We start from the raw sequence: 25,993 nt of genomic DNA, 5'->3' as shown, positions 1-25,993 counted from the left end.
CGTTCTTGCAGAGGTAAAAGCAATCGCAATGCCAGTTTTCAGGAGGTGTTGCGGTGTGCGGGCTGAGGCAGGTATCGGCTTATTCGAATCGTAAATTGAGGGCGGAAAGCGGCAAGGGATTTCCCCCGCGCCGGGGGCGGGGGCAACGGGGCGGCAACTAGTGGGGCCAGCGCCTGACAAACTCTTTGGGTTCAGGCCTGGGTATGCTGGGCTTGTTCGCACTGACACTGCCGGTATACAGAAATCCGGTTATGATCTCATTGTCCTGCAGCCCCAAGCCTCGCTTGATAGCTGGATCGTGCGCCATGGCACCGGTACGCCACATGCCTCCAAACCCGGCGGACTCCAGAGCCAACAACAAATACCCCATCCCCACCGCGGCCGACATGGACTGCTCGATCTCCGGTACCTTGGGATGGGACTGGTAAGACGCAATGCCAACGATCACCATAGGCGCCCGCAGTGCCTTCTTGCAGCGTTTTTCCCGCTCCTTTTCCGAGGCGCCGTCGCCACAGGTGGCGGCAAACAATTCACCCAGGGCGTTCAATGCCTCATCTCCCTCAATAATCAGGTACCGCCAGGGCCTCAGCAACGCATGGTCCGGCGCCCTCGCGGCGCAGGCAAAAGCATTTTCAAGCGTTGCCGGGTCCGGTGCTGGCGCCTCCAGGCGTGGCTCTGAAGATCGTTTTAACAGGGCTTCCATTACTGCTGTCATATCGCCTCGCTGTGGTTGATTTCAATACGTCAATTCGGGCCAAACGACCGTATGAATTGTGGGACAGATGGTTTACTGTTAGTCTTTAGTCTAAGTACTTTCCACTATCAGACAGTACTATCTACCTTAAAAACGATAAGCGAGCCGGTAGACGCCCTATGAGCCAACAGCAAACATTCCGCAATTTCGCGGACTTCTATCCGTACTACCTTGAAGAACATAGCGATGTAAACTGCCGCAGGCTTCACTTCGTCGGCAGCCTACTGGTTATCCTCGTTACACTCTACGCCATTGTAACGGCCAAGTTCCTCTATCTTTTGCTCCTGCCCGTCATCGGCTACGGGTTTGCCTGGGTTGGCCACTATGGCTTCGAGAAAAACCGACCTGCCACCTTCAAACACCCACTGTACAGCCTGATGGGCGATTGGGTGATGTTCAGAGATATGCTCGTCGGGCGGATCCGTTTCTGAATGATGAGCGCACCGATTGACCTGCGTAACGCCAGTACCAGTGCCAGCAAGGCCGCCGTGCTTGACGCGCAGAACCATCCAATTGCCATCCCGCCCATGCCGGATTACAACGGCAGGATACTGGCGTATACGGCGACTGCCGGCATTATTGTGTCAGGCGTACTGCAAGACGTCTTCGGCCTGTGGATGCTGTGGCTGCTTTCAGGCGCCCTGACCTGGCCACACATTGCCCATCAACTTACCCGACGAACGTTTCTCCGTAACTCATCCCGTATTCGCCAGAAAATGCTGTTAACGGATTGCGCCATCGGGGGTGGATTCGTCGGCTGCATTGGATTGATTGCGATACCCTCGGTCGCCGTGGCACTGATGCTGATGTTCAGTTGCCTGATTGTGGGCGGCATCCGCCAGTGGCTGCTAGGTACCATGATCATGGCCGCCTGCGGCGCCATCGGCGTTGCCATCGTGGGCCCCGCCGAGTCACTGCAGTCGCCGATGATCACCAGCATTATCGCGATCAGCGCCACCGGCCTTTATATCTGTGTGACTGCGTTCTATTCCCACCAGCAGGCCCGCGCGCTGATGATGGCAAAAACCCAGATCCAGAATCAGCGGGAACAATCCATTGCCCTGTCCCACAAACTCTCCAAGTACCTGTCACCGCAGGTGTGGCAGTCCATCTTTACCGGTGAAAGGGACGTGCGGCTGGAAACACAACGCAAGAAACTGGCCGTCTTCTTCTCCGACATCAAGGGTTTTACAGAACTGTCCGAAGAGATGGAGCCGGAAGCACTGACGGAACTGCTGAACCACTACTTCAACGAAATGTCGGAAGTGGCCCTCAAATACGGTGGCACCATCGATAAGTTCGTTGGCGATTCCATCATGATTTTCTTCGGTGACCCCACCAGCCGGGGCCAGAAAGAAGACGCCTTCGCCTGCGTGTCCATGGCGGTGGAAATGCGTAAACACATGAAAATCATGCGGCAGAAATGGCGCAGCCAGGGTATCAAGACACCGCTGGAAATCCGCATGGGCATCAGCACAGGCTACACCACCGTTGGCAACTTCGGCGCCGAGAACCGCATGGACTACACCATCATCGGCAAGGAAGTGAACCTGGCCAGCCGCCTGGAATCCCTGGCTGAACCCGGTGAAATCTTGATCTCCTACGAAACCTTCTCGCTGATCAAGGACCGCATCATGTGCCGCGACAAGGGCGAGATCACCGTGAAGGGCTTCGGCCGTCCGGTCTCCATCTACGAAGTGGTGGATTTCCGCCGCGACATGGGCCCCAACCGCAGTTTCCTTGAGCACGAACGCAGCGGCTTTGCCATGTACCTGGATTCGGAAAAAATCACCGAACGGGAACGGGAGTCCATCCTGTCTGCGCTCGAGGATGCCGCTGAGCGACTGCGCCAGGAAGAGGATTCCTGACCGTTCCCGCCTTTACACCTACTGCCTGATCAACCGTGGCCCTACCGCCTCTTCCGGGTCGGTACTGCGCCAGGGGTTGATATCCAGACCACCCCTCCGTGTATAACGGGCGCACACCGACAGCTTCTGCGGCTGACAACGGGCCATCAGGTCGGTAAACATCGTTTCCACACAGTGCTCATGAAAGTCCTGCTTCTGGCGAAAACTCACGATGTATTGCAGCAGCCCTGCCCGGTCCATCGCCGAGCCGGTGTAATCGATCAGCACCGTTGCCCAGTCCGGTTGGCCGGTGACCGGGCAACTGCTTTTCAGCAGGTGCGAGCACAGTTTCTCCGACACCACATCACCCGTCGCCTGTAGGCTGTCCGGGTTGTAGTCGTAGCCCACGGATTCCACATCCTCGTCGTCGATCAGCACGAAGCCTTCCGGCCGACCGACCGCTCTCGCTCCCTGATCAACACTGTGCAGGTCTACATTGACCGCCGCACCGCTTGCGCTCGACAGGTCACGGGCAATCACATCCCGAACCTGATCGGCGGAGGAAAACACTGTCTGGTTCAGGGAATTCAGGTACAGCTTGAGAGACTTGGACTCAATAATCGACGGCGACGCCGAAGGCACCCGAATTTCCGCCCAGGCGACTGCGGGCACGCCCCCGGTGCGCAACCAGGAAATTTCCCAGGCCTGCCACAAGTCTTCCCCGAACCAGGGCCAGCGGCCATCCTCCAGGCCGATGCGGCGACGGTTTTCCTCCCGTGCCACGGGAAACAACAATTGCGGATCGTAGGCATCCGGGTAGTCGCTGGATTTGCCCAGCGGGGCGTCATTAAGGGCCATGATCAATCCTGGGAAACGTTCATCAGTGACGTATGCCCTTACCGCGCGCCAACATGCGCAGGGAAATGGCAGACAGAATGGCAATAAACAGCAGAATCATACCAAGGGCAACGTATGGATTAACATCCGACACGCCCAGAATACCGTAGCGGAAGGCATTCACCATGTAGAGTATCGGGTTGATCATCGACACCCCTTGCCAGAACCCCGGCAGCATGTCGATCGAGTAGAACACCCCGCCCAGGTAAGTCAGCGGTGTCAGAACAAAGGTCGGCACAATGGAAATATCATCAAACTTGGTCGCCAGCATGGCGTTGATGAAACCACCCAACGAAAACAGCGCCGATGTCAGGAACACCGTCAGGATCACCATCGGCAGATGATGGATCGACAACTGCGTAAAGCCCAGTGACAGCAGCGTTACGATCAACCCAATGCCCAATCCCCGGGACATACCACCTGTTACATAGCCGGCGAGGATCACCCAGTTGGGCACAGGTGACACCAGCAACTCCTCAATGCTGCGCTGGAACTTCATGGAGAAAAACGACGACACCACGTTGGCGTAGGAACTGGTGATCACCGACATCATGATCAGCCCTGGAACAATGAACGCCATATAATCGAAGCCGCCCATCACCCCGATGCGCGAGCCAATGAGGTTGCCGAAAATAATAAAGTACAGCGTCATGGTGACCGCCGGTGGCAACAGGGTTTGTGGCCATATCCGCATGAAGCGACGGATTTCACGGGTGACGATGGTTTTATACGCGGTCAGCATCGCATCCGTTCTCATGCGGTTTCTCCCTGGGTGGCGTTACGGGGGTTGTTGTCCTCAACCATGCGGATAAACAGCTCTTCGAGTCGGTTGGCTTTGGTGCGCATGCTGACCACGCGAACGCCCTGCTCTTCCAGCTGTATGAACATGCCGTTCAGACTCTGGCCCTTTTCCACATCCACCACCAGGGCGCCCTCGTCATCCATGTGACTGAAGAAACCGTCGAGCACCGGTGCTTCCGTCAACGGCTCGGCGGTGTCCAGCACGAAGGTTTCAGAGCTCAACTGCTGCAACAACGCTCGCTTGCTGGTGTGACGCAGGATCTTGCCGTGGTCGATGATGGCAATATTGCGGCACAGGGCTTCCGCTTCCTCCAGGTAGTGGGTGGTCAGGATGATGGTGGTGCCCTGTCGGTTCATCTCTTCCAGGAACGTCCACATGGAGCGGCGCAACTCGATATCCACCCCGGCCGTGGGCTCATCCAGGATCAGCAGCTTGGGTTCATGCACCAGCGCCCGGGCAATCATCAGCCGCCGCTTCATGCCCCCCGACAGCATCATGGCCGGCGTATTGCGCTTATCCCAGAGCCCAAGCTGGCGCAGGTACTTTTCTGCGGACTCCGATGCCTTCTTCAGAGGAATACCGTAATAGCCCGCCTGGGTGGTCACAATGTCGAACACCTTCTCAAACTGGTTAAAGTTGAACTCCTGGGGCACAACACCCAGGTTCAGTTTGGCGTCCGATAGATGGGTGTCGATGTCAGATCCGAATACCCGAACCTTGCCCGCGCTTTTATTCACCAGTGAGCAAACAATGCCAAGGGTGGTGGACTTCCCCGCCCCGTTGGGTCCTAGCAAGGCAAAAAAGTCACCTTCGGCGACATGCAGGTCAATCCCTTTCAGGGCCTGGAAGCCGTCGCCATAGGTCTTGACCAGACCTTCGATTTCAAGTGCGTTGGTCATAGTGAATCCAGAGCTGCAGGGGCCACCGACAATGCTGCTGCCGCGCCCAATAGTGGAATAGAAAAAACAAAAGTTATAACTGGAGGCCCGGAAAGTGAAATTCAAGTAGTTCGGCGCAATCCCGCTACACCGACTAAAACCCCAAACTGCGACAGGTTTCCCGATATGGCACCAGTGCCGTCCTTATAATGCCGGTTACAACAACTTACAAAAGGTCTTGCACCACCGACCGAACGCCAGGGAATGTACGCGCCACCATGAGATCCGTTCACTTCACATCTGCATTACCGTCTCTGATTTGCCCGCTCGCATTAACGGTCCTACTGGCCGGGTGCTTCGGTGGCGACGGCAGCGGCGGAGATGACGGTTCACGCACGGGGCAGCTCATGCCGGCGGGTATCTCCGGGCTTACCTATTCCACAGCCAGCCGCAACGGCACCACTGACGCCAACGGACGCTTCAACTACTACCCCGGCGAACGGATCAGCCTTCGCGTCGGCAACCTGCAACTGGCGGATGGGATTCCCGCGCGGTCCATTGTCACCCCTCTGGAATTCTTCCCGGACCTGCGAACTGCGCTGGAGATACCAGGCACCACCGACGAAGGACTGCAGAACCACCGACTGACAGAACAGCAACTGATCCAGGATGAAGTTACCCTGATCAACATGACGCGGTTTCTACTGGCGCTCAACTGGAGCCTGAACCTCTCCAATGGCCAGGGCATCGACATACGGGAGCGGGTTATTACGCAACTGAATGCCGCGCTACCCGACCTGGACGCGCCGATCGACTTCAATGTTCCTGAAAGCGACTTCGCCGAAGGCGGCAACTCGCCGTCTCCCGCCAACCAGTTGCTGCAAAGCATCTGCTTCTACCCAGCCGACGATGAGCTTTGTGAAGACCCACCCACCGAAGAGGAAATCGCCAACGCGGACCCTCGCCCGGACGAAGAAGAGGACCGTGACGACGACGTCGAGTATCGGGAGGACCTGCAAAGCAAGCGCGATCGCATCCTCAACGCCGTTCGCAGCCTGGAGGATGTGGATGTCGAGGACGCCGAGGGTTATCTCACGCGGGAACTGGACACCATCAGCACCCAACTGGCCAACCGTTATTACCTGGACGATTATGTGGCAGAATTCCCCGCATCGGACACCGCGATCAAAACCGTGCGGGTACGCAAGATAGCCGATCAGCCGCAATTGGATACCATTGAAGCCATCAGCACCCGCGATCAGGATGTGGTGGTGCACTCTTTCGATTGGCAGTCAGCGTCTGTGGAGTATTTTGTTGCGGGTGAATCCGGAGGAGAATCCGAGCTGTTGGTGAACTTCCGCCCCGAAGGTACCTACCGATGGGTGAAGAAACAGCTCAGGGTACTTATTCAATAATTGCTCGATAACCCGAGCCGTATCAGGCGCCGACAATGCGTGACAGGTTCCAGCGGGACTCCGCACCAGTGACGTCGTAGTGCTCCGGGTTCAACCCTTCCGTGCCATGGGGCAGGCACTCGGCCACTGTCAGGGTGTCATGCGCGCCACGCCCTTCATTGTATTTTGCAAGGTCCACGATCCGGGCGGACTTCAACGGCCGGTGATAGCAGTCCGTCATCACCATAACCTTCGGCCACAACCGACGCTCCGGCGCATGGGAAACCACAATACCGCGCTGGCCATCGTTAAGCTCAACCAGGCTGCCGGTGGGGTAAATGCCAATGGCCTGGATAAACTGCTCCACCAGGTCCTCCTGGAATTCAATGTTGCGCATTTCATACAACAGCGTCACCGCGCGGGCCGGCGTCATGGGCTCCGCCGAAGTCCGCGGGCCAATCAGTGTCTCGAAATACTCCGACAGCCCCGCCACCTTGGCCAGCAGTGGAATCCGGTCGCCCCGGACACCTTCCGGGAAACCGGATCCGTTATGCCGTTCGCGGTGGCCCTGCACAACACTGAGAACCGCACGGGATAAACCGCTGTCCGCAAGCTTCGCAACACCGCGCTCCACGTAGGTGCGGTACACGGAGAAGTCCTCGGAATCCAGCTTACCCTCATTGGCAAGAATGCGTGCAGGAAGGTCCAGCTTGCCAACCTGAGACAGCAGACAGCCCAGCCCAAGGTGATTGAGAAGGCCTTCGTTCAGGCCCAACTGACGGCCACAGACCAGTGCCCATACTGCCGTATTCAGGGAGTGCCGATACGTATAATTGTCATGGTGACGGGTGCGGCTGAGCCACAGCATGGCATCGGGATTGCGAACAACGCTGGAAACCATTTTCTGGGTGACGACAGCCACCCCTCTAAGGTCCGGCGTTTCATGCTGACGAATGGCCTCGAAAACCTGATTCAGCGACGCTTCCGCATCGATCATCAGCTTCTTGGACACCTTCAGTTCTCTGCGCATGGTCGTTACGGAGTCGTACTTGACCGGCTCCTTGATATTGAGAGGCGGCAACTGTACCGAATCTCGCTCATGCCCTGAGCGTTTGCTCGGGCGCCTGAAGATGCGTTTTCCGGGTTTGCTCTGATCGATGGCCTCGCGAACCTCGGCCTCATCGATAATCACCCATTTGCAGTGAGTCACCAGCGAACGCACGTCGTTCTGGGAGCGGATGTGAAAGCCCTGGATGGGGAAAGGCGTCTGATGCCACGGGCGATCGAGATCGGACACAAACATGCCAATCTCCAGATCGTGTACAGCAATTTTCTTTTGACGGACTCCCACGGGACACCTCTAACACGTGCACGAATCGATAATCACTATTGTGACGCCCGCTCAGAAAGAGTCCATTACATTTATGTAGTGTGAAGTAACCGGAACGCGACAGGGAGTAACCGAAACTATCATCAGGAAACAAAATGTAGCAACGTGACACCATTCACATTACTGACAGGTCGCTGCCCTGCTATTCGTCGTCACAAACCGAATCATCCAGTTCCGGCGGCCGGGCGTGAAGTGATCCGCGGGGGGATTTGCGGCTATAGATAGTGTAAGGCACCGTTGAAGCCCGGATATAGTCGATGTTGTCGGCATCATCGCCACTACCCCGAACGGTCTTGACCGGCTCACAGGACACCAGCAGATCCAGTGACGAACCAATATCGGTGACGCGTGCCGCCGGATCGTTCGCATTTATCGTCATGCAGCGCTTGCCAGCTACCGACGCGCCCGTGCGAGCAACACGGTCCAGCCCTTCGTTACCGCAGGCCCGGATACCCTCCCCGCAGGATTGGTCGGCGGCGTCTTCATGGCTGTCATCCACCAGACGCCATTCACGGGCGCTGCATTGGGTTTCGACGGTAATGGGTGTGGACCGGTTATCCGCCACCCACCAGCCGGGGTATTCGGCAGTCTGCCACGTCAATTTTACCTGGCGATCTTCGCCAGCCGAATTCTCAGCGGGAAACACCGCATAGTGGGTGTAATAGGATGCGCACCCACTCAGGACAAATGGCAGAACGGCGACGATAAGCCGCATAGGGAAGAAAAATCTGTTGAATATCATTCAGGTGAGCACCGTCTATTGATCCGCAAACTGTAGACCAAAACCGTCGTTGGTCTTACGTACCACCACCATATCCAGCACGGGAGCAGGCACCGGAAGGCCCTGCACCTGAACCTGAACACTGTCACCGATCGACGGTGCGAAGGGTTCGGTGTCGACAACAATAAAAACGCCGCCATCGGAAATGTCCCTGGTTGAGAACACGAATTCACCAAGTTCTTCATGGGTAACCCGAACCTTCGCACTCATTGCTGTGCGACCGTGCACTCTTCGATCATTCCCAACCATAGTCTGTATGCCCACCACTTTTTACATAGTTTTTATAGTCTTCCGAAGCATAACACCATTTCCGCGATAAGTTGGCAACGGTGTATTGACACTCAGCGCAACACAAATAAGAATAGTTGGCATTGTTAACTACCATTACGTCTCACTACACGTATAAAGATCACCCCTTACCCAAAACCATAAAGGAATACCTACCATGAAAATGAAACTTGCGGCGACTGCCATCGCAGCAGCCTGCGCGCTGCCCCTGCAGGCCAGCGCTGACGGCGAGGTCAACATCTACTCCTACCGCCAGGCTTACCTGCTGGAACCGCTGCTGAATGCATTCCAGGAAGAAACCGGTATCGAAACCAACGTCGTCTTCGCCAAGAAAGGCCTGGCAGAGCGACTGGAGCGTGAAGGACGCAACAGCCCGGCGGACCTGGTGATGACGGTGGATATCTCCCGCATCAACGAGCTGGTTGAGCGCGACCTCGTTGAAGGCATTGAAAACGAAACCCTGCAGAGCAACGTCCCGCAGAACCTTCGTCATCCTGACGGCAAGTGGTTCGCCCTCACCACCCGCGGCCGGCTGATCTATGCCTCAAAGGAACGTGTTGAAGAAGGCGAGATCACTACCTACGAGCAACTGGCGGATGAAAAGTGGGATGACCGCATCTGTACCCGCAGTGGCAAGCACCCTTACAACATTGCCCTGTTCTCATCCATGATCGCCCACCATGGCGAAGAAGCCACTGAAGAGTGGCTGGAAGGCCTGAAAGACAACCTGGCACGCAAGCCCCAGGGCGGTGACCGTGACCAGATCAAGGCCATCCATGCCGGCGAGTGCGACATTGCCATCGGTAACAGTTATTACTACGGCAACATGCTGAACGACGAGAACCAGCGCGAGGCCGCCGAGTCCGTACGTCTGGTATTCCCCAACGCAGCTGGCCGTGGCACTCACATCAACATCAGCGGTATCGCCCTGACCAAAAGTGCGCCCAACCGTGACAACGCCATCCGCCTGATGGAGTTCCTGTCAGAGCCCAAGGCACAACAGATTTACGCCGAGGCCAACACCGAATACCCGGCCAACCCCGACGTAAAGCCCTCCGGCATGGTGGCCGAATGGGGTGAGATTAACCCGGACGACCTGTCTCTCCAGGAAATCGCGGAAAACCGCAGCGCAGCGGTGAAGATGGTTGATCGCGTCGATTACGACAACTAAACCAGCCATGTATTGAAAAAGCCGGGACTCAGGTCCCGGCTTTTTTGTACAATCCGCACCCTATTCCCAATTCACCCAAAGGAAACCTATGTCCGAGGCCATTGAACAGACCGGGGCGAGATACCCCCTGCTGGCAAAACGGACCTCGAAACGCTGGCTGATCACCGCCGCAGTGACCACCGCCATCGTGGCGCTTCCGGTACTGTCGGTGCTTATCCTGGCGCTGTTTCCGGAAGAGAATATCTGGCCTCACCTGCTGGACACCACGCTTCCCCGCTATCTGGTTACCACACTCCAACTCATGGCCGGCGTGGCTTTCATCACGCTGGTTATCGGCCTCGCCAGCGCCTGGGCGGTCACCATGTGCGACTTCCCCGGTCGCAAGTTTTTTGAATGGGCCATGCTGCTACCCTTTGCGGTGCCTGCCTATGTCATCGCTTATGTCTATACCAGCCTTCTGGATTACGCCGGGCCGGTTCAGACCGCCATGCGGGACTGGTTTGGCTGGCACAACGCCGCCGACTACTGGTTCCCCGAAATCCGCAGCCTGGAAGGCGCCACCCTGATGATCGGCCTGGTGCTCTACCCTTATGTGTACCTGCTGGCACGGGCCGCGTTCCTGGAGCAATCCCCCTCCCTGTTTGCGGTCAGCCGTAGCCTGGGGCATTCCGCCATCAGCACCTTCTTCCGGGTGGTGCTGCCGATTGCCCGGCCTGCCGTAGCGGTTGGCCTGTCGCTGGTACTGATGGAAACCCTGAACGACTTCGGTACGGTGGATTTCTTTGCGGTACAAACCCTGACCGCCGGCCTGTTCGACACCTGGATGAACCTGGGGAATCTGGGAGGCGCCGCGCAGATTGCCACCACCATGCTGGCCTTCGTCGTTATCCTCGTTACCCTGGAGCGCTATTCCCGGCGCAAACAGCAACAGTTTGCGGCGCGGGACAACCGCGAGCCAATCCGCCGCTTCACCCTGTCACGCCCGCGCCAGTGGGTGTGCGTGGCCGTGTGCGCCGTACCAGTGATCTTCGGTTTCCTGCTGCCGGCCGCCACCCTTGGCCACTATGCCTGGGAGTACTTCGACGAGAGCTGGAACCCGGACTTCGTCCGCAATACGCTCAACAGCCTGTTTCTCTCGGGAACCGCCGCGCTGACCACGCTGATCATTGGCGTCACCCTCGCCTACAGCCGCCGCCTGCACAACACCCGGGGCATGCGCGTGATGATGCGGCTGTCCAGTCTGGGCTACGCCATGCCCGGGGCCGTGCTCGCAGTGGGTGTGATTGTGCCGCTGGCCGGTTTTGACAACTGGGTGGATGGCATCCTGAGGGACAACTTCGGGGTCAGCAGTGGGCTGCTGCTTAGTGGTACCGCCTTTGCGCTGGTGTTCGCCTATACCGTTCGCTTCCTGGCAGTCTCCGCAGGCAGCGTGGAAAGTGCCCTGCAGAAAATCACGCCCAGTATGGACATGGCCTCCCGGTCCCTGGGCCATACACCGGGCAACACACTGCTGAAGGTTCACCTGCCGATGTTGCGGGGCACCCTGATTACAGCGGCGTTGGTGGTGTTCGTGGACTGTATGAAAGAACTGCCGGCGACGTTAATCCTGCGGCCCTTTAATTTTGAAACCCTGGCCACCTACGTGTACCAGTTTGCCTCGGACGAGAAGCTCGCCCACAGCGCCCTGCCGGCATTGATTATCGTGCTGGCCGGCATCATTCCGATCATCCTCATGAGCAAGTCCATTTCCGACACCCGCGCCATTAGCTGACGTTCGCCGCCTTCAAGCAGCAGCCGGGAATTCCGTCTAGATCACCGAACGGGAATGCGCGCCCTGAACCACAAAACGGCCCTGGAAAACCGCAACGGGTTCTCTGACGGGTTCCGTGGTGGGTTCGCCGCAGTACACTTCAGCAATCAGGGAAAGCCGGCCCTTGCCATGGCGGGCCAGGCTTTTTCGGAATCGGTCAGGGACTTCACCGCCGGGGAGGCGGCACAGGGCGAAGAAGTTCGTGTCTACCGGTTCAATGTGCTCAATCTCACCTACCTGGATGACCACCTTTCCGGCCAATCCCAGGTCGGTCAATACCAGCTCAACCAACCCCCAGGCGGAAATCACTGCAACCGAGTAGACACTCCCCCCGAAGCCAGTCCCCTGGTGGTTGTGGTTGGGGGCCAGCGGAGCACTGACCAACAACGCATGGCCGTCATAGGAAACCAGCTCCACACCCAATGCTTCCGAGAGCGGAATCATGTCATAAATGCGTTTCTGAAACCGGGCTAACTGAGTCATATTCCCTCCTGAATATGTCTTCAGTTTATGCCCGTTTCAGCGCTTTCCCTATGCGACTTACGTCGGTTTTCTCTACTGCCAGATGACCGGCTCACGTTTTGCGTACCAGGAGTCCACATTTTCCTGATACGCATCCTCCACCACATTACGCTTCAGCTTCAGTGTCGGGGTCAGGAAACTGTTCTCGATGGACCATTCATCGCTGACCACGGTAATGAACGCCAGTTGCTCGTGAGGGTCCACGGTCTTGTTGACGTCCGTAATCAACTGCTTGAAGCTGGCCTCGATGTCCTTGCGGAATGCTTCATCAGCCATCTTCGGACGAATCTCCTCGCCCAGCATCACCAGCGCGTGGGGTTGCGTCTGGTTGGCCCCGGAAACACACACCATTTCGATGGCCTCGTGAGACATCAGGCGGTTCTCGATCGGTGCTGGGGCGATGTACTTACCCTTGCTGGTCTTGAAGATTTCCTTGATGCGGCCGGTCAACTTCAGGCGTCCCATCTCGTCGATTTCGCCTTTGTCGCCGGTTTTCAGGAAACCGTCCTCTGAGAAGGTTTCGCGGGTTTTCTCTTCGTCCTTGTAGTACCCCATCATGGTGGCCGGGCTTTTCACCAGCACTTCGCCCTCGTCGCTGATCTTCATTTCCACGCCGGGCAGTGCTTCACCCACGTAGCCGGTGCGGGAACGGCCAGGCTTGTTCATGTGGGAATAGGCAAAGTTCTCGGACATGCCGTAGCCTTCCAGCAGTTCCAGCCCCAGGTTGCGGTACCAGTCCAGCACATCGTTGGAAAGAGGTGCGGAGCCACTGCCAGCCAGTTTGACCTTGTTCAGGCCCAGCCCTTTGAGCACCTTCTTCTTGATCACCTTGTTCAGCAGCGGAACCTTCAGCAGCTTTTCCAGCTTCTCCTTGGGCAGCTTCTGCAGAACGCCGTGCTGGAATTTCACCCACAGGCGGGGCACTGACAGGAACAGCGTCGGCTGTGCCCGCTGCAGATCCTGGACAAAGGTATCCAGCGACTCGGCAAAGAACAGCTGGAAACCGGAGTACAGCGAGCCCAGCTCCACAAACGTGCGCTCGAAAACGTGCGCCAGCGGCAGGTAGGACAGCATGCGCTCTTCCGCGCCAACGCCCAGCACCTGGGTGCCACCGGCGGCCGCAAATGCCATATTACGGAAACTCAGCATAACGCCCTTCGGCCGACCGGTGCTGCCAGAGGTGTACACAATGGTGGCCAGTTCATCCGCATCCCGCTGGGTGTTCTCTTCCAGTGGCGGGTACTTGCCCACAAGGTCGTCCCAGGTTTCAAAATTGTTGGGCGGGCTCAGTGGGTAGGAAATACAACGCACGGACTCCGGCACGCCGGACTTCATCTGGTCCCAGTCGTCCAGCTTACCGACAAACAGAACGTCGCATTCGCTGTGGTTAAGGATGTAGTTCACCGTATCCGCATTCAGGGTCGGGTACAGCGGCACGGAGATGTGTCCGGCCATCCAGATGGCCCAGTCCGACATGATCCACTGCGCGCAGTTCTTGGATATGATCCCGACCCGGCTCTTTTCCGGCAGGTTCAGGGATTTCAGGTACGAGGCCATCCGGCGGGCTTCATCCACCGCACGCTTCCAGGTGTATTCGACAACCTTGCCGTCGCCAATGGGCTGAGTCATGTACAGGGAATCCGCCTTGGCGTGTTCCCAGTGATAAACCATATCCAGGGGGAGTTTGTCAGTAGTGTCCATGGACCTTCCTTGCGTTGTGTTATTTTTGAGTTATCGGTGTTTTTATTATGTAAGGGCTGCACTGCATTAGACTTTAGTAGCCTATTTCACCACAGCCGTCACCGTCAAAACGTGACGGAACTAAAACTATTCCACTTCACATGTACTTTTGGCCGGCATACTGCCGCGCAAATCCCTGTAAAAGGTACCTTCCCTTACCCATCAATCCAATAGCCTGTGATAAACTCCCGCCCCATTATAAAACGCGCGTTCGATCTCCCGGCGCGCCCAAACAGTCTGAACAGACCCGGAGACCGGTTTATGGCTAACAAGATTCTGCGTACGCTGATCGGCACCGCCCTACTGGCAATGGCGGCCATTGCACCCGCCATGGCACAGAGCGACGAACAGCGAGTAGTCGCCATCACCCAGATTGTGGAGCATCCGGCACTGGATGCTGTCTACCAGGGCATCAGGGACGAACTGGAAGCACAGGGATATAACGACGGCGCACAGGTACGTATCATGCACGAAAGCGCCCAGGGCAACGCCGCCATCGCGTCACAGATTGCCCGCAAATTCGTGGGTGAAGGCCCGGACGTGATCGTCGCCATCGCCACGCCCTCGGCCCAGACCATGGCCGCCGCCGCTCGCCAGACTCCAGTCGTCTTCTCAGCGGTAACCGACCCAGTCGGCGCCAAGCTGGTGAAAAGCCTGAAGGCTCCGGGAGCCAACATCACCGGCGTGACCGACATGCTGCCCATCGAACGCCATCTTGATCTGCTCGAGCGGGTGGTGCCAGACGCCAAACGCATCGGCACCGTCTACAACCCCGGCGAAGCCAACGCAGTGGCTCTGGTGGAGCTGCTTGAAGAGCGACTGCAGGCCCGTGACATGGAACTGGTTAAAGCCGCCGCCACCAAGACCTCGGAAGTGCTCGGTGCTGCCCGCTCCCTGGTGGGCAAAGCAGACGCCATCTACCTGACCACCGATAACACCGTGATCAGCGCCGTGGAAGCCGTCATCTCCGTGGGCGAGCGTGCCAGCATTCCAGTCTTCGCCGCTGACACCGCCACCGTCGGCCGTGGCGCCGTTGCTGCCCTTGGCTTCGACTACTACGACCACGGCCGCCAGACCGGCGCCATGGTGGCCCGCATCCTGGAAGGTGCCAACCCCGGTGACATGGATGTGGAATCCGTGGACACCCTGGAACTGTTCGTGAACCCCGCTGCCGCAGAGCGCATGGGCATTACCCTGTCCGACGACCTGATCAGCGACGCGAAAAAAGTCGTAAACAGCGACAAGTAACCCACTGTTAGCGGGCGGCCTCACAAGGGCTGCCCGTTTTCATTTACGGTGACCCTATCCCATGCTTAGTAACATTGCCTTTTATGGCGCCATCGAAACCGGCCTGATCTACGGGCTGGTCGCCTTCGGTATCTACCTTTCGTTTCGCGTACTGGACTTCCCGGACCTGACCGTGGACGGCAGCTTTCCCCTGGGCGCCGCCGTGGCAGCCGTCCTCATCATTGAAGGCGTTAACCCCTGGCTGGCCACCGGCGCCGCCGTTATCGCCGGCATGGGTGCCGGTGCGGTAACCGCTCTGCTGAACGTCAAACTCAACATTCTCAACTTGTTGGCGTCCATCCTCACGATGATCGCGCTGTACTCCGTGAACCTGCGCATCATGGGCCGGCCCAACATTGCCCTGCTCACCGAGGAAACCGTGCTCACACCCTGGTACGACCTTGGCCTTGCCTACCATCAGGTGCCGGTACTGTTGTTTATCATCGTGGTGATGGTAAGCCTGTTGCTGCTGTGGCGTTTCATGAAATCCGAAACCGGGCTGGCCATGCGCGCCACCGGCGCCAACCCGCGAATGGCCCGTGCACAAGGTATCGCCACCGGTGCCATGATTGTTCTGGGGGTTGCCGTCTCTAATGGCTTGGTAGGCCTCGCCGGTGCCCTGTTCGCCCAGAGCCAGGGCGCTGCAGACGTGACCATGGGTGTAGGCGTGATCGTGATCGGCCTGGCCTCACTGATCGGTGGTGAAGCCGTGCTTACGCCGTCTACGGTTCTCCGAGCCCTGATTGCCTGTGTGATCGGCGCCATCGTCTACCGCCTGGCCATTGCCCTGGCGTTGAACGCTGACTTCCTGGGGCTACAGGCCCAGGACCTGAACCTGATCACCGCCGTGCTGGTCACCCTGGCCATTGTGCTGCCCGGTGTTCGCACGTCCGTTGCCGCGCGGTTTACCCGCAAAAAGGCCTGAGGAGGAAGCATGATTACAGCAACCGACCTGACCCTCACCTTCGGCAAGGGCACGCCGCTGGAAAACCCGGCCCTGCGAGGCATGAGCCTGACCGTCAACCAGGGCGAATTCGTCACCGTGATTGGCAGCAACGGCGCCGGCAAATCCACCTTCCTCAACGCCCTCGCCGGTGAGGTCATGGTGGACAGTGGCAACATCATCGTCGACAACCAGGACGTCACAAAACTGCCCACCCACAAACGCGCCGGCCGGGTAGCCCGCGTATTCCAGGACCCGCTGGCGGGCACCTGTGAAGGCCTGACCATCGAGGAAAACCTGGCCCTGGCCATCAAACGTGGCCAGCGCCGTGGGCTGAGCGCAGCCGTAAAAGCCCGCTACATGGACCAGTTCAAATCCAGCCTGGCCTCCCTCAACCTGGGCCTGGAAAATCGTCTGGGCGACAAGATGGGCCTGCTTTCCGGCGGCCAGCGCCAAGCCGTAAGCCTGTTGATGGCCAGCCTGACACCCTCCGCCATCCTGTTGCTGGACGAACACACCGCCGCGCTGGACCCGAAAACCGCCTCCTTCGTGCTGGACCTGACCACACAGATCATTGAAGAACAGAAGCTCACCGCGCTGATGGTCACCCACAGCATGAAACAGGCGCTGGAAGTGGGCGACCGCACAGTGATGCTGCATCAGGGCCAGGTGGTGTTCGACATCGCCGGCCAGGACCGGGAAGGACTGGAAGTGAAAGACCTGCTGGAACTGTTCGAGAAGCAGCGCGGGCTGGAAGTGGACGACGACAGTTTGTTGTTGGGCTAATCACGCTTGCCGGCAAACTCGTCTACGGGGCACCTTGCATGCCCCGTAGACAGTTTGGTCACTAGTGACCGTACACCCGCATCTGGGTATTGGTGATCGCCAGGTCATCAATAAAGATCTGGCCGATCGAGGCCTGCCCCACAATCACCTCCTGCATTCCGATGTCCGCCGCAAAGCTGGGCATATCGATCGCCAGGGAGGAACCACCGTCTGCACGCTGGCCGTTGTAGATGTACAGGTCCACTTCCGCGAACAGGTCTAACACGCTCGGGAAGGTCTGGTCGTAGTCCGCACCGGTCAATGAAAGACCACGAATGCCCACGGCCGCAAACGGCACATCGAAATCCATCACTTCAATGGCGAACGCCGAACGTAGCCGCATGACGTCGGTGTCTGTATCAATGTGAATAGAGCCACGCCCCAACACACCTTCAATGAACAGGTTGTCCATCAGCGCCGTGTTCTGGCCGCCCTGCCCCCACAATTCCCACGCACCGGAGGTCACACGGAAATCAATAGCATTGAAGAATTGCGGGCGGATATTGATGGCCGCATCGCCGTCGGCGAGCACATCAATATCGATACGGATGTTGTCCAGCAGATCATTGGAATCCGGCCCACCCAGGCCATTGAAACCAAAGAAGTCTGTCCGTTCCGCACCGCCGATGCTGATATCGCTGATCGTCAGCGACCCTTCATCGGTATAGATAAAGCGGTCCATATTGATCTTGGTTTCCAGCTCAATGGACACACCGGCCTGGCCGGTAATGTTTCCCATTGCGCTGTCCTCCAGCATCACAATGTCTGCCATTGTGGCAGCAGGCAACCCTGCGACGCCCAGCGCAAGCAGTGTTCGTTTCAGGCCTTTCATTATTATGTTCCTTTTATAGTAGTTTTCACTTCCTGTGGGCCACTACCTCTTACGACTCCACATCACTACTTTAGCGACAGGTACAAAACGGGTACGTGCATCGGTCACATTTAACTGACTTTATGAACCTTTTTTCAGATTTTTCGCTGCGCAGTTTTTGACCACAACATCTAGTGGTTTCAAGTAAAATGCCTCAACGCGGCGTTTCTGCGGGCATTTCAGGATATTCAAGCATTCATCCATTGATTTTCTTTCGCTATGAGCCGCAGTCTATAGTTGTCTTCTTATTCACAGACCACTATATCCTGTTATACTCGTCTCATATTCACCCATATATAGGGTTTGCTCGGCCCGCTCACCACAAACGGCGCGCCAGTAAACCACGCGGGTGACCATCTTTCCTGAAAACCCGCTGTTACGCCCTTTCCAGAGCGGACAGCAGGTTAGAAAAACACCAGATCTAGTGTTTCACCGGATCTGAAGCATAACGGCCTTCCAGGCTGAGACATCTTAACGACACATGGGGTATGGCCGGCTGCGGTTTGCAACGGCCATCAAAAGACATACCGGACATCCGAGGGTGGCAATGAACGCTAAAGCACAGGCAGTGATAACAACAATTCCAATGCAGGAAGCTTCGCTGGACATCTGGAACAGCAAGTACCAACTCAAAACCAAGACCGGCGACCCCGTCGACAAGGACATCGAAGCAACGTACGAGCGTGTTGCCACTGCCCTTGCCGAAGTGGAAAACAAAGCCAACCGTGCCAAGCACAAGAAAGAATTCGTCTGGGCCCTGCGCCACGGTGCCATCCCCGCTGGCCGCATTACCTCCAACGCCGGTGCGGAAGCCCACAAACCAGCCACGTCCACCATCAACTGCACCGTGTCCGGCTCCGTTCAGGACTCCATGAACGACATCCTGGAGAAAAACCACGAAGCCGGCCTCACCCTCAAAGCCGGTTGTGGTATTGGTTATGAATTCTCCACCCTGCGCCCCCGCGGTGCCTACGTTGCCGGTGCGGGTGCCACCACCTCCGGCCCGCTGTCGTTCATGGATATCTTCGACCGCATGTGCTTCACCGTGTCTTCTGCCGGTGGCCGCCGTGGCGCGCAGATGGCCACCTTCGACGTACACCACCCGGACGTCATCGACTTCATCCAGGCCAAGCGTGAAGACGGCCGCCTGCGCCAGTTCAACCTGTCGCTGCTGATCACCGAAGACTTCATTGAAGCCGTGCGCAACGGCGACGACTGGCACCTGTCGTTCCCCGTCACCGAGAAAGAAGTGGAAGACGAAGGCCTGGACCTGTCCGACACCACCCAGTTCGTGTACCGCGACTTCCCGATCCAGAAAGGTTACGTGGTCAATGACGAAGGCAAGGTTGCGTGCCGCATCTACCGCACCCTGAAAGCCCAGTTTATCTGGGACACCATCATGACCAGCACCTACGACTACGCCGAGCCAGGGTTCATCCTGATCGACAAGGTCAACCAGATGAACAACAACTGGTTCTGCGAAGACATCCGCGCCACCAATCCCTGTGGCGAACAGCCCCTGCCCCCGTACGGCAGCTGTCTGCTGGGTTCTGTGAACCTGACCATGTTCGTGGACTACCCGTTCACCGACAAGGCCAGCTTCAACTATGAGAAGTACCGTAAAGTCGTTGGCATCTTCACCCGCATGCTGGACAACGTAGTGGAAATCAACGGTCTGCCGCTGGAAGAGCAGCGCCACGAAATCACCTACAAGCGCCGCCACGGCATGGGCATCCTCGGCCTGGGCTCCACCCTCGCCATGCTGCGTATGCCTTACGGCTCGTCCGAATCCGTGCAGTTTACCGAAGAAGTCGTACGTGAAATGGCCGTGGAAGGCTGGCGCCAGTCCCTGGCCCTGGCCGACGAAAAAGGCCCGGCGCCGATCATGAATGACGAGTTTGAAGTTACCCCCAAGATGCTGACCAAGTGCCCGCAGCTGTCCCAGGACGGCTACAAGCTGGGCGACAAGCTCAAGGGCAAGGTACTGCACGCCAAGTACAGCAAGTACATGCAGCAGATCGCCGGCGTGGAGCCGGAGCTGATCGAGCAGCTGGCCGAGAAAGGTGGCCGCTTCACGCACCACACCTCCATCGCGCCCACCGGCACCATCAGCCTGTCACTGGCCAACAACGCCAGTAACGGCATCGAGCCCAGCTTCTCGCACCACTACGCGCGTAACATCATTCGCGAAGGGCGCAAGACCAAGGAAAAAGTCGACGTATTCTCCTTCGAGCTGCTGGCCTATCGCCACCTGGTTAACCCCGGTGCCATGCCCTTCTCCGAAGAAGAAGACAAGCGCCTGCCCCACTACTTCACCACGTCTGAAGACGTGACGCCGGCGCAGCACGTGGACATCCAGGCCGCGGCCCAACTGTGGGTGGACTCGTCCATCTCCAAGACCGCCAACGTGCCCCAGGACTTCGCGTATCCGGACTTCAAAGACATCTACATGTACGCCTACGACAAAGGCCTGAAGGGTTGCACCACCTTCCGCTTTAACCCGGAAGCCTTCCAGGGCGTGCTGGTTCAGGAGAAAGACCTGGAAAACACACTGTACGAATTCACCCTGGACGACGGCAGCAAGGTCACCCTCAAGGGCAACGAACAGGTGGAGTACGACGGCGAGCTCCATAACGCCGCCAACCTGTTTGATGCGCTTAAAGAAGGCACCTACGGCAAATACTGATCCCGGGAACCGACACAGGACAACGAACATGACCGTTAAAATCAGCAACAAAATCGTCGGCTACCGCGTAAAGAAAGCCGACCCCGAAGCAGCACAGCCAGCCGCGCAGCCGGAAAACAAACCGGTTGAGATGAACGAATACATCGAACGGCCGGACTTCCTGCTGGGCACCACCTACAAGATCAAGCCGCCGGTGGCCGAGCACGCGATGTACATCACCATTAATGACATCCTGCTCAACGAAGGCACCGACCACGAAAGCCGGCAGCCGTATGAAGTGTTCATCAACTCCAAGTCGATGGAACACTTCCAGTGGGTAATCGCCCTCACCCGCGTTGTCTCCGCCGTGTTCCGCAAAGGCGGCGACGTCACCTTCCTGGTGGAAGAACTGCGCAGCGTGTACGACCCCAACGGCGGCTACTTCAAGAAAGGCGGCGTGTTCATGCCCTCTCTCGTCGCTGAAATTGGCGCCGTGATCGAGAAGCACCTCAAGGCCATTGGCCTGATTGAGAGTGAGGAAATGAGCGAAGTCACCAAGCGCATCCTCGCCGAAAAACGCGCCGAATTCGAAGCCAGCCACACCACGGCCACGAACGACGACAAAGCCGGCGACTACCCACCCAACGCCACCATGTGCGGCAAGTGCAGTACCAAGGCGGTGATCGTGATGGATGGGTGTGCGACTTGCCTGTCTTGTGGCGATAGTAAGTGCGGTTGAGGTGATTGACGGCGATGTGTGATGAGAAGGCCTGGAGTGTTAAAGCTTCGGGCCTTTTTTGTTTTGCTCGGATGTAATCGCCTGGCTGCTTCGTTATTACGTGGCGATATTACGACAGAGCTAGGCTGCCGGCTCGCAACATCTTGAAGTCTAAGCTACTTTTAGACATGTGTTCTGTATTTTTGCGTAATAACAGCACGCAATAATGCAGAAGTCACGTTTTGGAATAATGAAGCGTTCTGTTAAGTGCGCAGTTATATTTATTAGGGGAGTAACGTGCGATTTCGTATTCCTGCATGGGAAGGCATTAGAAAAATAGGCCAGTCAAAGTTACTCAGCTTAACGATTTTTATTCCAATATTGGGATACATGATCCTATTCAACGAGCAAATTATCCATATTTTTGAGCTCTCGAAAGATGTTTTTGGTGATCTTGCTCATGAGAAGAAAAATTTAGAAGAAAGTCCTTCAGTGTCAGAAGACACAAAGACAAGGTTATTTTATTTTTACTTTGGCTTTACATTCTTAGGTATTGGCTCTCTTCTTTATCAGGTTTTCTGCCCTAATCTCATAAAAGAGCATGGATCCGATCGAGAATTTATCCGAGAAGAGGTTGGCTTAATGACGGAAAAGCGATTCCGTCTAGTTTCTGCTTTTTTGGACCAGGAAGAGTTGGCAAGCTCAATTGACCTTGACGATGTAATTGAGAGATACAAAAAAGCAAACAACATCAATATTGAGCTAAGAGGAAAAGAGAAAGAGGCTGCAGCAACTGACCTTATGCTTATGCAATGGCAATATGAAAATTGGTCTTCTCCTTTAGTTAGAGGGCCAATTTTTTTCCTGTATATCCTAGGCTTCTTGGTGTTAGCCATCCCCTCCTTGGAAATGTTCTACAAGGTGTTGAGGGCTTTCTTATCATAAATATAAAAAGTCAATAAATGTCGCCTCACGGCTAGACCTCCCTTTGGTCGGCCTATTATTGAGGCGTTATACCAAAGGGGTAAAGTTTTGGCGTTAATGGAAAGTGTCACAATCATTAAAGATGTGGTTCTTGTCGGCGCCGCGATTACTGGCGCAATTGTAGCGGTCAAGGGCCTCAGTACATGGAAGAAACAGATTCGAGGACAATCGGAATACGAACTTTCGAAAGCGCTCCTAGTCACACTTCTTAGATATCGTGATGCAATAGATGAAGTGCGTAATCCTGGAATGTGGGCCGCTGAGATGCCTTACCCTCCAGCAGCGCAAGAGGAAAAAATGAATGAACAAGAGATCCAGTTTTACGGAAGATTTGAAGCTTACAAAGCGAGGTGGGAACGAGTTCAAGAACAGAGGACTGAGTTGTACCCGAACCTTCTTGAGGCCGAAGCGATTTGGGGTAAAGAGCTCAAAGACCTATTCAGTAAGATTTTCTCACTTGAGCACGAGCTCCTCACACAAGTTAGGCATTGCCTCGATTTAGAGAATCCAAAGACACCCGAATCGCGGAAGGAAGCGATAATGAAGATTGATGAGAAAAGGCGTAATGTTCTCTATGACGATCTTGGGGAGGAGCCGGACGAATATAAGAGCGATATTCAATCGGCAATTGGAGAAATTGAGGTTTTTCTGAAGCCAAAGCTTCAGCATGACATCGTATAACCAGTCTCTGTTGTCGGACAGTTTCCCCACCGCTGCGCGGCTCGCGCTCGTGAGCTCCAAACGTTATGTAGAAAAGGAGTAGTAGGTGCCATTTCCAATAAATGTTACGTCAGAGGTCGCAAGCTACAATGGAACATTTGAGCGGTCCTTGACTTTACACAGAGGGCTTACGGTCATACTCGGCCCCAATGGGTCCGGAAAAACACACCTACTACGCGGATTGAAGCGAAATCTAGCTCAGCACGTAGCCGGAAAGAAGGTTCGCTTTCTCTCTGCGGGACGGATGGGCCTACTTGAGCAATACAGATCTGATTACGATGGACAGCGAGGATCTTCGCTGCGGTATGAGCAGGCTGAGCACGGAAGTAAAAGTGATGTGAAGCATCGGCATCAAACGGAAACCCTTGATGGTGACTTCCAAACACTTTCTGAGCGCTCCGACATTCTTATCAAGGTTCAGGAGAGATTACGAAAACTTTTCAACCGTGACATTATCATAGAGTGGGATGCAGGCAGTTTAAAGATAACTTTCGCAAGACTAAATGTTGATTCAAAGCCATATACCTCTGGGCGGGAAGCGTCGGGGCTTTTGCATCTCGTTGGAATCCTGGCTGCCCTATACGACGATGAAGTCGGTGCGCTTTTGATAGACGAGCCTGAAGTCTCCTTGCATCCTCAATTGCAGGCTTTCTTGCTAAAGGAAATGATGGCTGCCGCAGGTGATCCTGAGCAAGCAAAAAAAATAATTGTTATAGCGACACACTCTACAGAAATGGTTCGGCTCGAAAAAGCTGGCGACTTACTATCATTGGTCTTCTGCTACGACCTGAACGATGAACCAGTGCAAATTGCTCCCGAAGCTGGAGAACTCCAAAATCGTAAGGTTCAGAGCCTGCTTGCTCGGCTCGGCCAAGAGCACAAGCTCTCGTTGTTCTCGAAGCGCCCACTGCTAGTCGAAGGGCCATCCGACGTAATGATCTGCACGGCGCTTTCGAGTAAAACAGACCTTCATCTTGAAGCCGCGGGTTCCCAATTGCTTCCAGTCATCGGAAAAGGACAAATGCCCGTGGTGTCGAAGTTGTTGCGACTTCTGGGGAAAGACCCCGTGGTATTGGCCGATGCGGATGGAATTGCCGACGGCTTAGATTTGATAAATACATTTCTAAGCAATAATTCTGCAGCCGATTGCTCAGCGCGTAGCGGCGGTGCCGGATCAGCTACACAGATGGCAAGCTCAATTTATAATGACTTCTGCAGACTTGCGTCAGAGAGCTGGGGCGAAATATCGGCAGTTGCGGAGCAACACCCATATTGGCTAAACAGAGCGGAAACCAGTGAAGACCAAGCTAAGCGCAGAGCAGCTTTTTGCGCATTGTTTGACGAGGGGGATGCTGCCTCGGCTCTAGTTGCAAGTAGTCCCGATTGGGTAGCTATAAAGCAGAGGCTAATTGCCTTGCTGGAGCTACTTGAGGAAGCCGGGTGCTTCATTCTTAGGCGTGGCTCTATAGAAGCGTACTACCAAGCTGCTGATAGATTCACGTCGATAGAAAAGCCAAGGGCTGCCGCCGACGAGATGGAGTACATAGAACAGCTTAGTGCTGATAAGATTTATGCGTTGTACGCAGACGTGATGCGTTGTATTAATTACGCAGCTAACGTCGAGACTATATGTGAAGCAGAAGCATTGCGAGACATTCTACTTGCCGTAGCTGCGCCTTCTCTAGGTAAATTACGGAGTGGCGGTCGGACGCAGGACATTCAGATACTGGCGAAATCGCTACTGGGGGAGCGCTCAAACATATTCGACTATGAAGTTAAGAGCGGCGTTCTGATTATCAGCCTCAAAAGCAAAGTTCTGGACGTGGTAGGTTTTCCAATGACCCTCTGCCCCAGTGACGATGTTGTTGGACAGGTAACTCAGGCTCTGGGCTTGGATGCATAACAATGCAAGTCAATGCGACGGCTTTTCCGTTGCGGCTTCCGCCTCCACTACAAAGCCGCGCTTGCTTGCGGCGTTTTAGCAAATAAGTCCTCGGGTTTTAGAGCATGCAGAAAGTAGAGAAAAGGTCGCTTTACAAATATATGAAAAGCGGGCACCTCGAGATGTTTCTGAGAGACGGAACGATCAGGCTCGGTACTCTTTACGAATTTAGAGACGAGGAAATGCACGGTAATGCTGTTGGAGACGCAGGCGAAGGTAAGAATACACAAGCCTTAACGGCTGTGGATACCGAAGAATTTGATTTGCTGTCAAACGATGAAAGAGCTGTTTTTGCCCGAAAAGTATTCAAAGGTTGGGATGAATTTCCGGACGGGACAAATCTGACAATTAGAATGATGCCTAACTCTCGTTTGGAGTTATATGAAAACAGTCCAGACCTGTATACATTTTGCTCTTCATTAAAGTTCTCAGAAAGTGATATGGCTAGAATGGGATATGATTCCTGCCTGCATATCAAAGACATTGATATGTTCTTCTATGAGATAACAAAGTCGATTGCCTCCTTTGTAAAAGGGATGACAGGAAATGCAGTAATGTACTCGGATCGAGTGAGGCCGTACGACAGCGAGGCTGAGGTGCCCCCAGCGTTCATCAAGCCGAGAGCTTATGAATACCAGACGGAATTTCGGGCTGTCTGGTCTCCCAGTAAAGAAGAAGAGATAAAGCCAGTTATTATAAAGTGTCCGGATGCCCGAAATTACTGTGAAAAATATAAGGGCTAACAAGTGACTGTGGTGTCAATT

General features: G+C 55.7%; 24 protein-coding genes. 14 read left to right on the top strand and 10 right to left on the bottom strand.

The features are described 5' to 3' along the window. Positions 1-157: 157 nt before the first annotated feature. Positions 158-715: a nitroreductase gene (locus AAGD24_RS09545; protein WP_036208206.1), complete on the bottom strand. Its 558-nt coding sequence runs from the start codon at positions 713-715 to the stop codon at positions 158-160. Positions 716-873: 158 nt separating this feature from the next. On the opposite strand from AAGD24_RS09545, the gene AAGD24_RS09540 reads away from it, so the two are divergent. Further along, complete coding sequence (locus tag AAGD24_RS09540; RefSeq protein WP_036208209.1) at positions 874-1,185, top strand: DUF962 domain-containing protein; 312 nt, start codon at positions 874-876, stop codon at positions 1,183-1,185. Then, on the top strand, positions 1,186-2,622 hold the full coding sequence (locus AAGD24_RS09535; RefSeq protein ID WP_075196862.1) for an adenylate/guanylate cyclase domain-containing protein: 1,437 nt from the start codon (positions 1,186-1,188) through the stop codon (positions 2,620-2,622). Positions 2,623-2,640: 18 nt separating this feature from the next. Here the strand turns inward: AAGD24_RS09535 and queF are convergent, their stop codons facing one another. From queF to AAGD24_RS09520, 3 genes are read right to left on the bottom strand one after another with little or no spacing between them, the layout of a single operon-like run. Next, positions 2,641-3,459 carry an NADPH-dependent 7-cyano-7-deazaguanine reductase QueF gene (queF, locus tag AAGD24_RS09530; protein ID WP_379867264.1) on the bottom strand — a complete coding sequence of 273 codons (819 nt, stop codon included), beginning with the start codon at positions 3,457-3,459 and terminating at the stop codon, positions 2,641-2,643. Between the two features lie 22 nt (positions 3,460-3,481). Beyond that, positions 3,482-4,255, bottom strand: a complete 774-nt coding sequence (locus AAGD24_RS09525) for an ABC transporter permease (protein WP_036208218.1) — start codon at positions 4,253-4,255, stop codon at positions 3,482-3,484. Further along, the gene (locus tag AAGD24_RS09520) at positions 4,252-5,199 is read right to left on the bottom strand and encodes an ABC transporter ATP-binding protein (RefSeq protein WP_036208221.1); all 948 of its coding nucleotides are present in this window, start codon (positions 5,197-5,199) and stop codon (positions 4,252-4,254) included. The genes AAGD24_RS09525 and AAGD24_RS09520 overlap by 4 nt, the downstream gene beginning before the upstream one ends. A 257-nt stretch (positions 5,200-5,456) precedes the next feature. Here AAGD24_RS09520 and AAGD24_RS09515 point away from each other — a divergent pair, with 257 nt between their 5' ends. Continuing rightward, positions 5,457-6,593, top strand: coding sequence for an organic solvent ABC transporter permease (locus AAGD24_RS09515; RefSeq protein ID WP_379867262.1), 1,137 nt, complete (start codon positions 5,457-5,459; stop codon positions 6,591-6,593). A gap of 22 nt (positions 6,594-6,615) precedes the next feature. Here the strand turns inward: AAGD24_RS09515 and AAGD24_RS09510 are convergent, their stop codons facing one another. The 3 genes from AAGD24_RS09510 to AAGD24_RS09500 form a co-directional block, all read right to left on the bottom strand. Next, the gene (locus AAGD24_RS09510) at positions 6,616-7,923 is read right to left on the bottom strand and encodes an HD-GYP domain-containing protein (RefSeq protein ID WP_041333177.1); all 1,308 of its coding nucleotides are present in this window, start codon (positions 7,921-7,923) and stop codon (positions 6,616-6,618) included. Between the two features lie 181 nt (positions 7,924-8,104). Beyond that, positions 8,105-8,704: a hypothetical protein gene (locus tag AAGD24_RS09505; protein ID WP_379867261.1), complete on the bottom strand. Its 600-nt coding sequence runs from the start codon at positions 8,702-8,704 to the stop codon at positions 8,105-8,107. Between the two features lie 15 nt (positions 8,705-8,719). Next, a complete protein-coding gene (locus tag AAGD24_RS09500; RefSeq protein WP_036208246.1) occupies positions 8,720-8,992 on the bottom strand; it encodes a PilZ domain-containing protein in 273 nt (90 codons plus the stop codon). 196 nt (positions 8,993-9,188) lie between these two features. Here AAGD24_RS09500 and AAGD24_RS09495 point away from each other — a divergent pair, with 196 nt between their 5' ends. Beyond that, on the top strand, positions 9,189-10,202 hold the full coding sequence (locus AAGD24_RS09495) for a Fe(3+) ABC transporter substrate-binding protein (protein WP_085680885.1): 1,014 nt from the start codon (positions 9,189-9,191) through the stop codon (positions 10,200-10,202). An 88-nt stretch (positions 10,203-10,290) separates the two neighbouring features. Beyond that, positions 10,291-11,973, top strand: a complete 1,683-nt coding sequence (locus AAGD24_RS09490; RefSeq protein WP_036208252.1) for an iron ABC transporter permease — start codon at positions 10,291-10,293, stop codon at positions 11,971-11,973. Between the two features lie 36 nt (positions 11,974-12,009). On the opposite strand, the gene AAGD24_RS09485 is transcribed toward AAGD24_RS09490, so the two are convergent. Further along, positions 12,010-12,495: a thioesterase domain-containing protein gene (locus tag AAGD24_RS09485; RefSeq protein WP_041333170.1), complete on the bottom strand. Its 486-nt coding sequence runs from the start codon at positions 12,493-12,495 to the stop codon at positions 12,010-12,012. A gap of 72 nt (positions 12,496-12,567) precedes the next feature. Next, a complete protein-coding gene (locus AAGD24_RS09480; protein ID WP_041333167.1) occupies positions 12,568-14,235 on the bottom strand; it encodes an AMP-binding protein in 1,668 nt (555 codons plus the stop codon). Positions 14,236-14,535: 300 nt separating this feature from the next. Between AAGD24_RS09480 and AAGD24_RS09475 the strand changes: the two genes are divergently transcribed. The 3 genes from AAGD24_RS09475 (at position 14,536) to AAGD24_RS09465 (ending at position 17,290) form a co-directional block, all read left to right on the top strand. Continuing rightward, a complete protein-coding gene (locus tag AAGD24_RS09475; RefSeq protein ID WP_379867258.1) occupies positions 14,536-15,522 on the top strand; it encodes an ABC transporter substrate-binding protein in 987 nt (328 codons plus the stop codon). 61 nt (positions 15,523-15,583) lie between these two features. After that, entirely contained in the window at positions 15,584-16,486 is a 903-nt protein-coding gene (locus tag AAGD24_RS09470; protein ID WP_007152407.1) for an ABC transporter permease, read from the top strand. 9 nt (positions 16,487-16,495) lie between these two features. Next, positions 16,496-17,290, top strand: coding sequence for an ABC transporter ATP-binding protein (locus AAGD24_RS09465; RefSeq protein ID WP_007152408.1), 795 nt, complete (start codon positions 16,496-16,498; stop codon positions 17,288-17,290). A 61-nt stretch (positions 17,291-17,351) separates the two neighbouring features. Here AAGD24_RS09465 and AAGD24_RS09460 read toward each other — a convergent pair whose 3' ends face one another. Continuing rightward, a complete protein-coding gene (locus tag AAGD24_RS09460; protein WP_379867256.1) occupies positions 17,352-18,161 on the bottom strand; it encodes a DUF6160 family protein in 810 nt (269 codons plus the stop codon). Positions 18,162-18,747: 586 nt separating this feature from the next. Here AAGD24_RS09460 and AAGD24_RS09455 point away from each other — a divergent pair. From AAGD24_RS09455 to AAGD24_RS09430, 6 genes are all read left to right on the top strand, one after another. Then, positions 18,748-20,886 (top strand): adenosylcobalamin-dependent ribonucleoside-diphosphate reductase, encoded by a 2,139-nt coding sequence (locus AAGD24_RS09455; protein WP_379867255.1) that lies wholly within the window; start codon positions 18,748-18,750, stop codon positions 20,884-20,886. Between the two features lie 28 nt (positions 20,887-20,914). Continuing rightward, positions 20,915-21,604: an NrdJb gene (locus AAGD24_RS09450; RefSeq protein ID WP_036208278.1), complete on the top strand. Its 690-nt coding sequence runs from the start codon at positions 20,915-20,917 to the stop codon at positions 21,602-21,604. 276 nt (positions 21,605-21,880) lie between these two features. Further along, complete coding sequence (locus AAGD24_RS09445) at positions 21,881-22,528, top strand: hypothetical protein (RefSeq protein ID WP_379867253.1); 648 nt, start codon at positions 21,881-21,883, stop codon at positions 22,526-22,528. Positions 22,529-22,615: 87 nt separating this feature from the next. Then, positions 22,616-23,248, top strand: a complete 633-nt coding sequence (locus AAGD24_RS09440) for a hypothetical protein (RefSeq protein WP_379867251.1) — start codon at positions 22,616-22,618, stop codon at positions 23,246-23,248. A 376-nt stretch (positions 23,249-23,624) separates the two neighbouring features. Next, positions 23,625-25,190: an ATP-dependent endonuclease gene (locus AAGD24_RS09435; RefSeq protein WP_379867249.1), complete on the top strand. Its 1,566-nt coding sequence runs from the start codon at positions 23,625-23,627 to the stop codon at positions 25,188-25,190. Positions 25,191-25,294: 104 nt separating this feature from the next. After that, positions 25,295-25,972: a hypothetical protein gene (locus AAGD24_RS09430; RefSeq protein ID WP_379867248.1), complete on the top strand. Its 678-nt coding sequence runs from the start codon at positions 25,295-25,297 to the stop codon at positions 25,970-25,972. Positions 25,973-25,993: the final 21 nt, after the last annotated feature.

Origin of the sequence: Marinobacter sp. M5B, assembly GCF_042604615.1 — a bacterium.
In the GTDB taxonomy this organism is placed as follows: Bacteria; Pseudomonadota; Gammaproteobacteria; order Pseudomonadales; family Oleiphilaceae; genus Marinobacter; species Marinobacter salarius.
The sequence above is the reverse complement of the archived record's forward strand: the minus strand, read 5'-3'. Positions and strand labels throughout refer to the sequence as shown.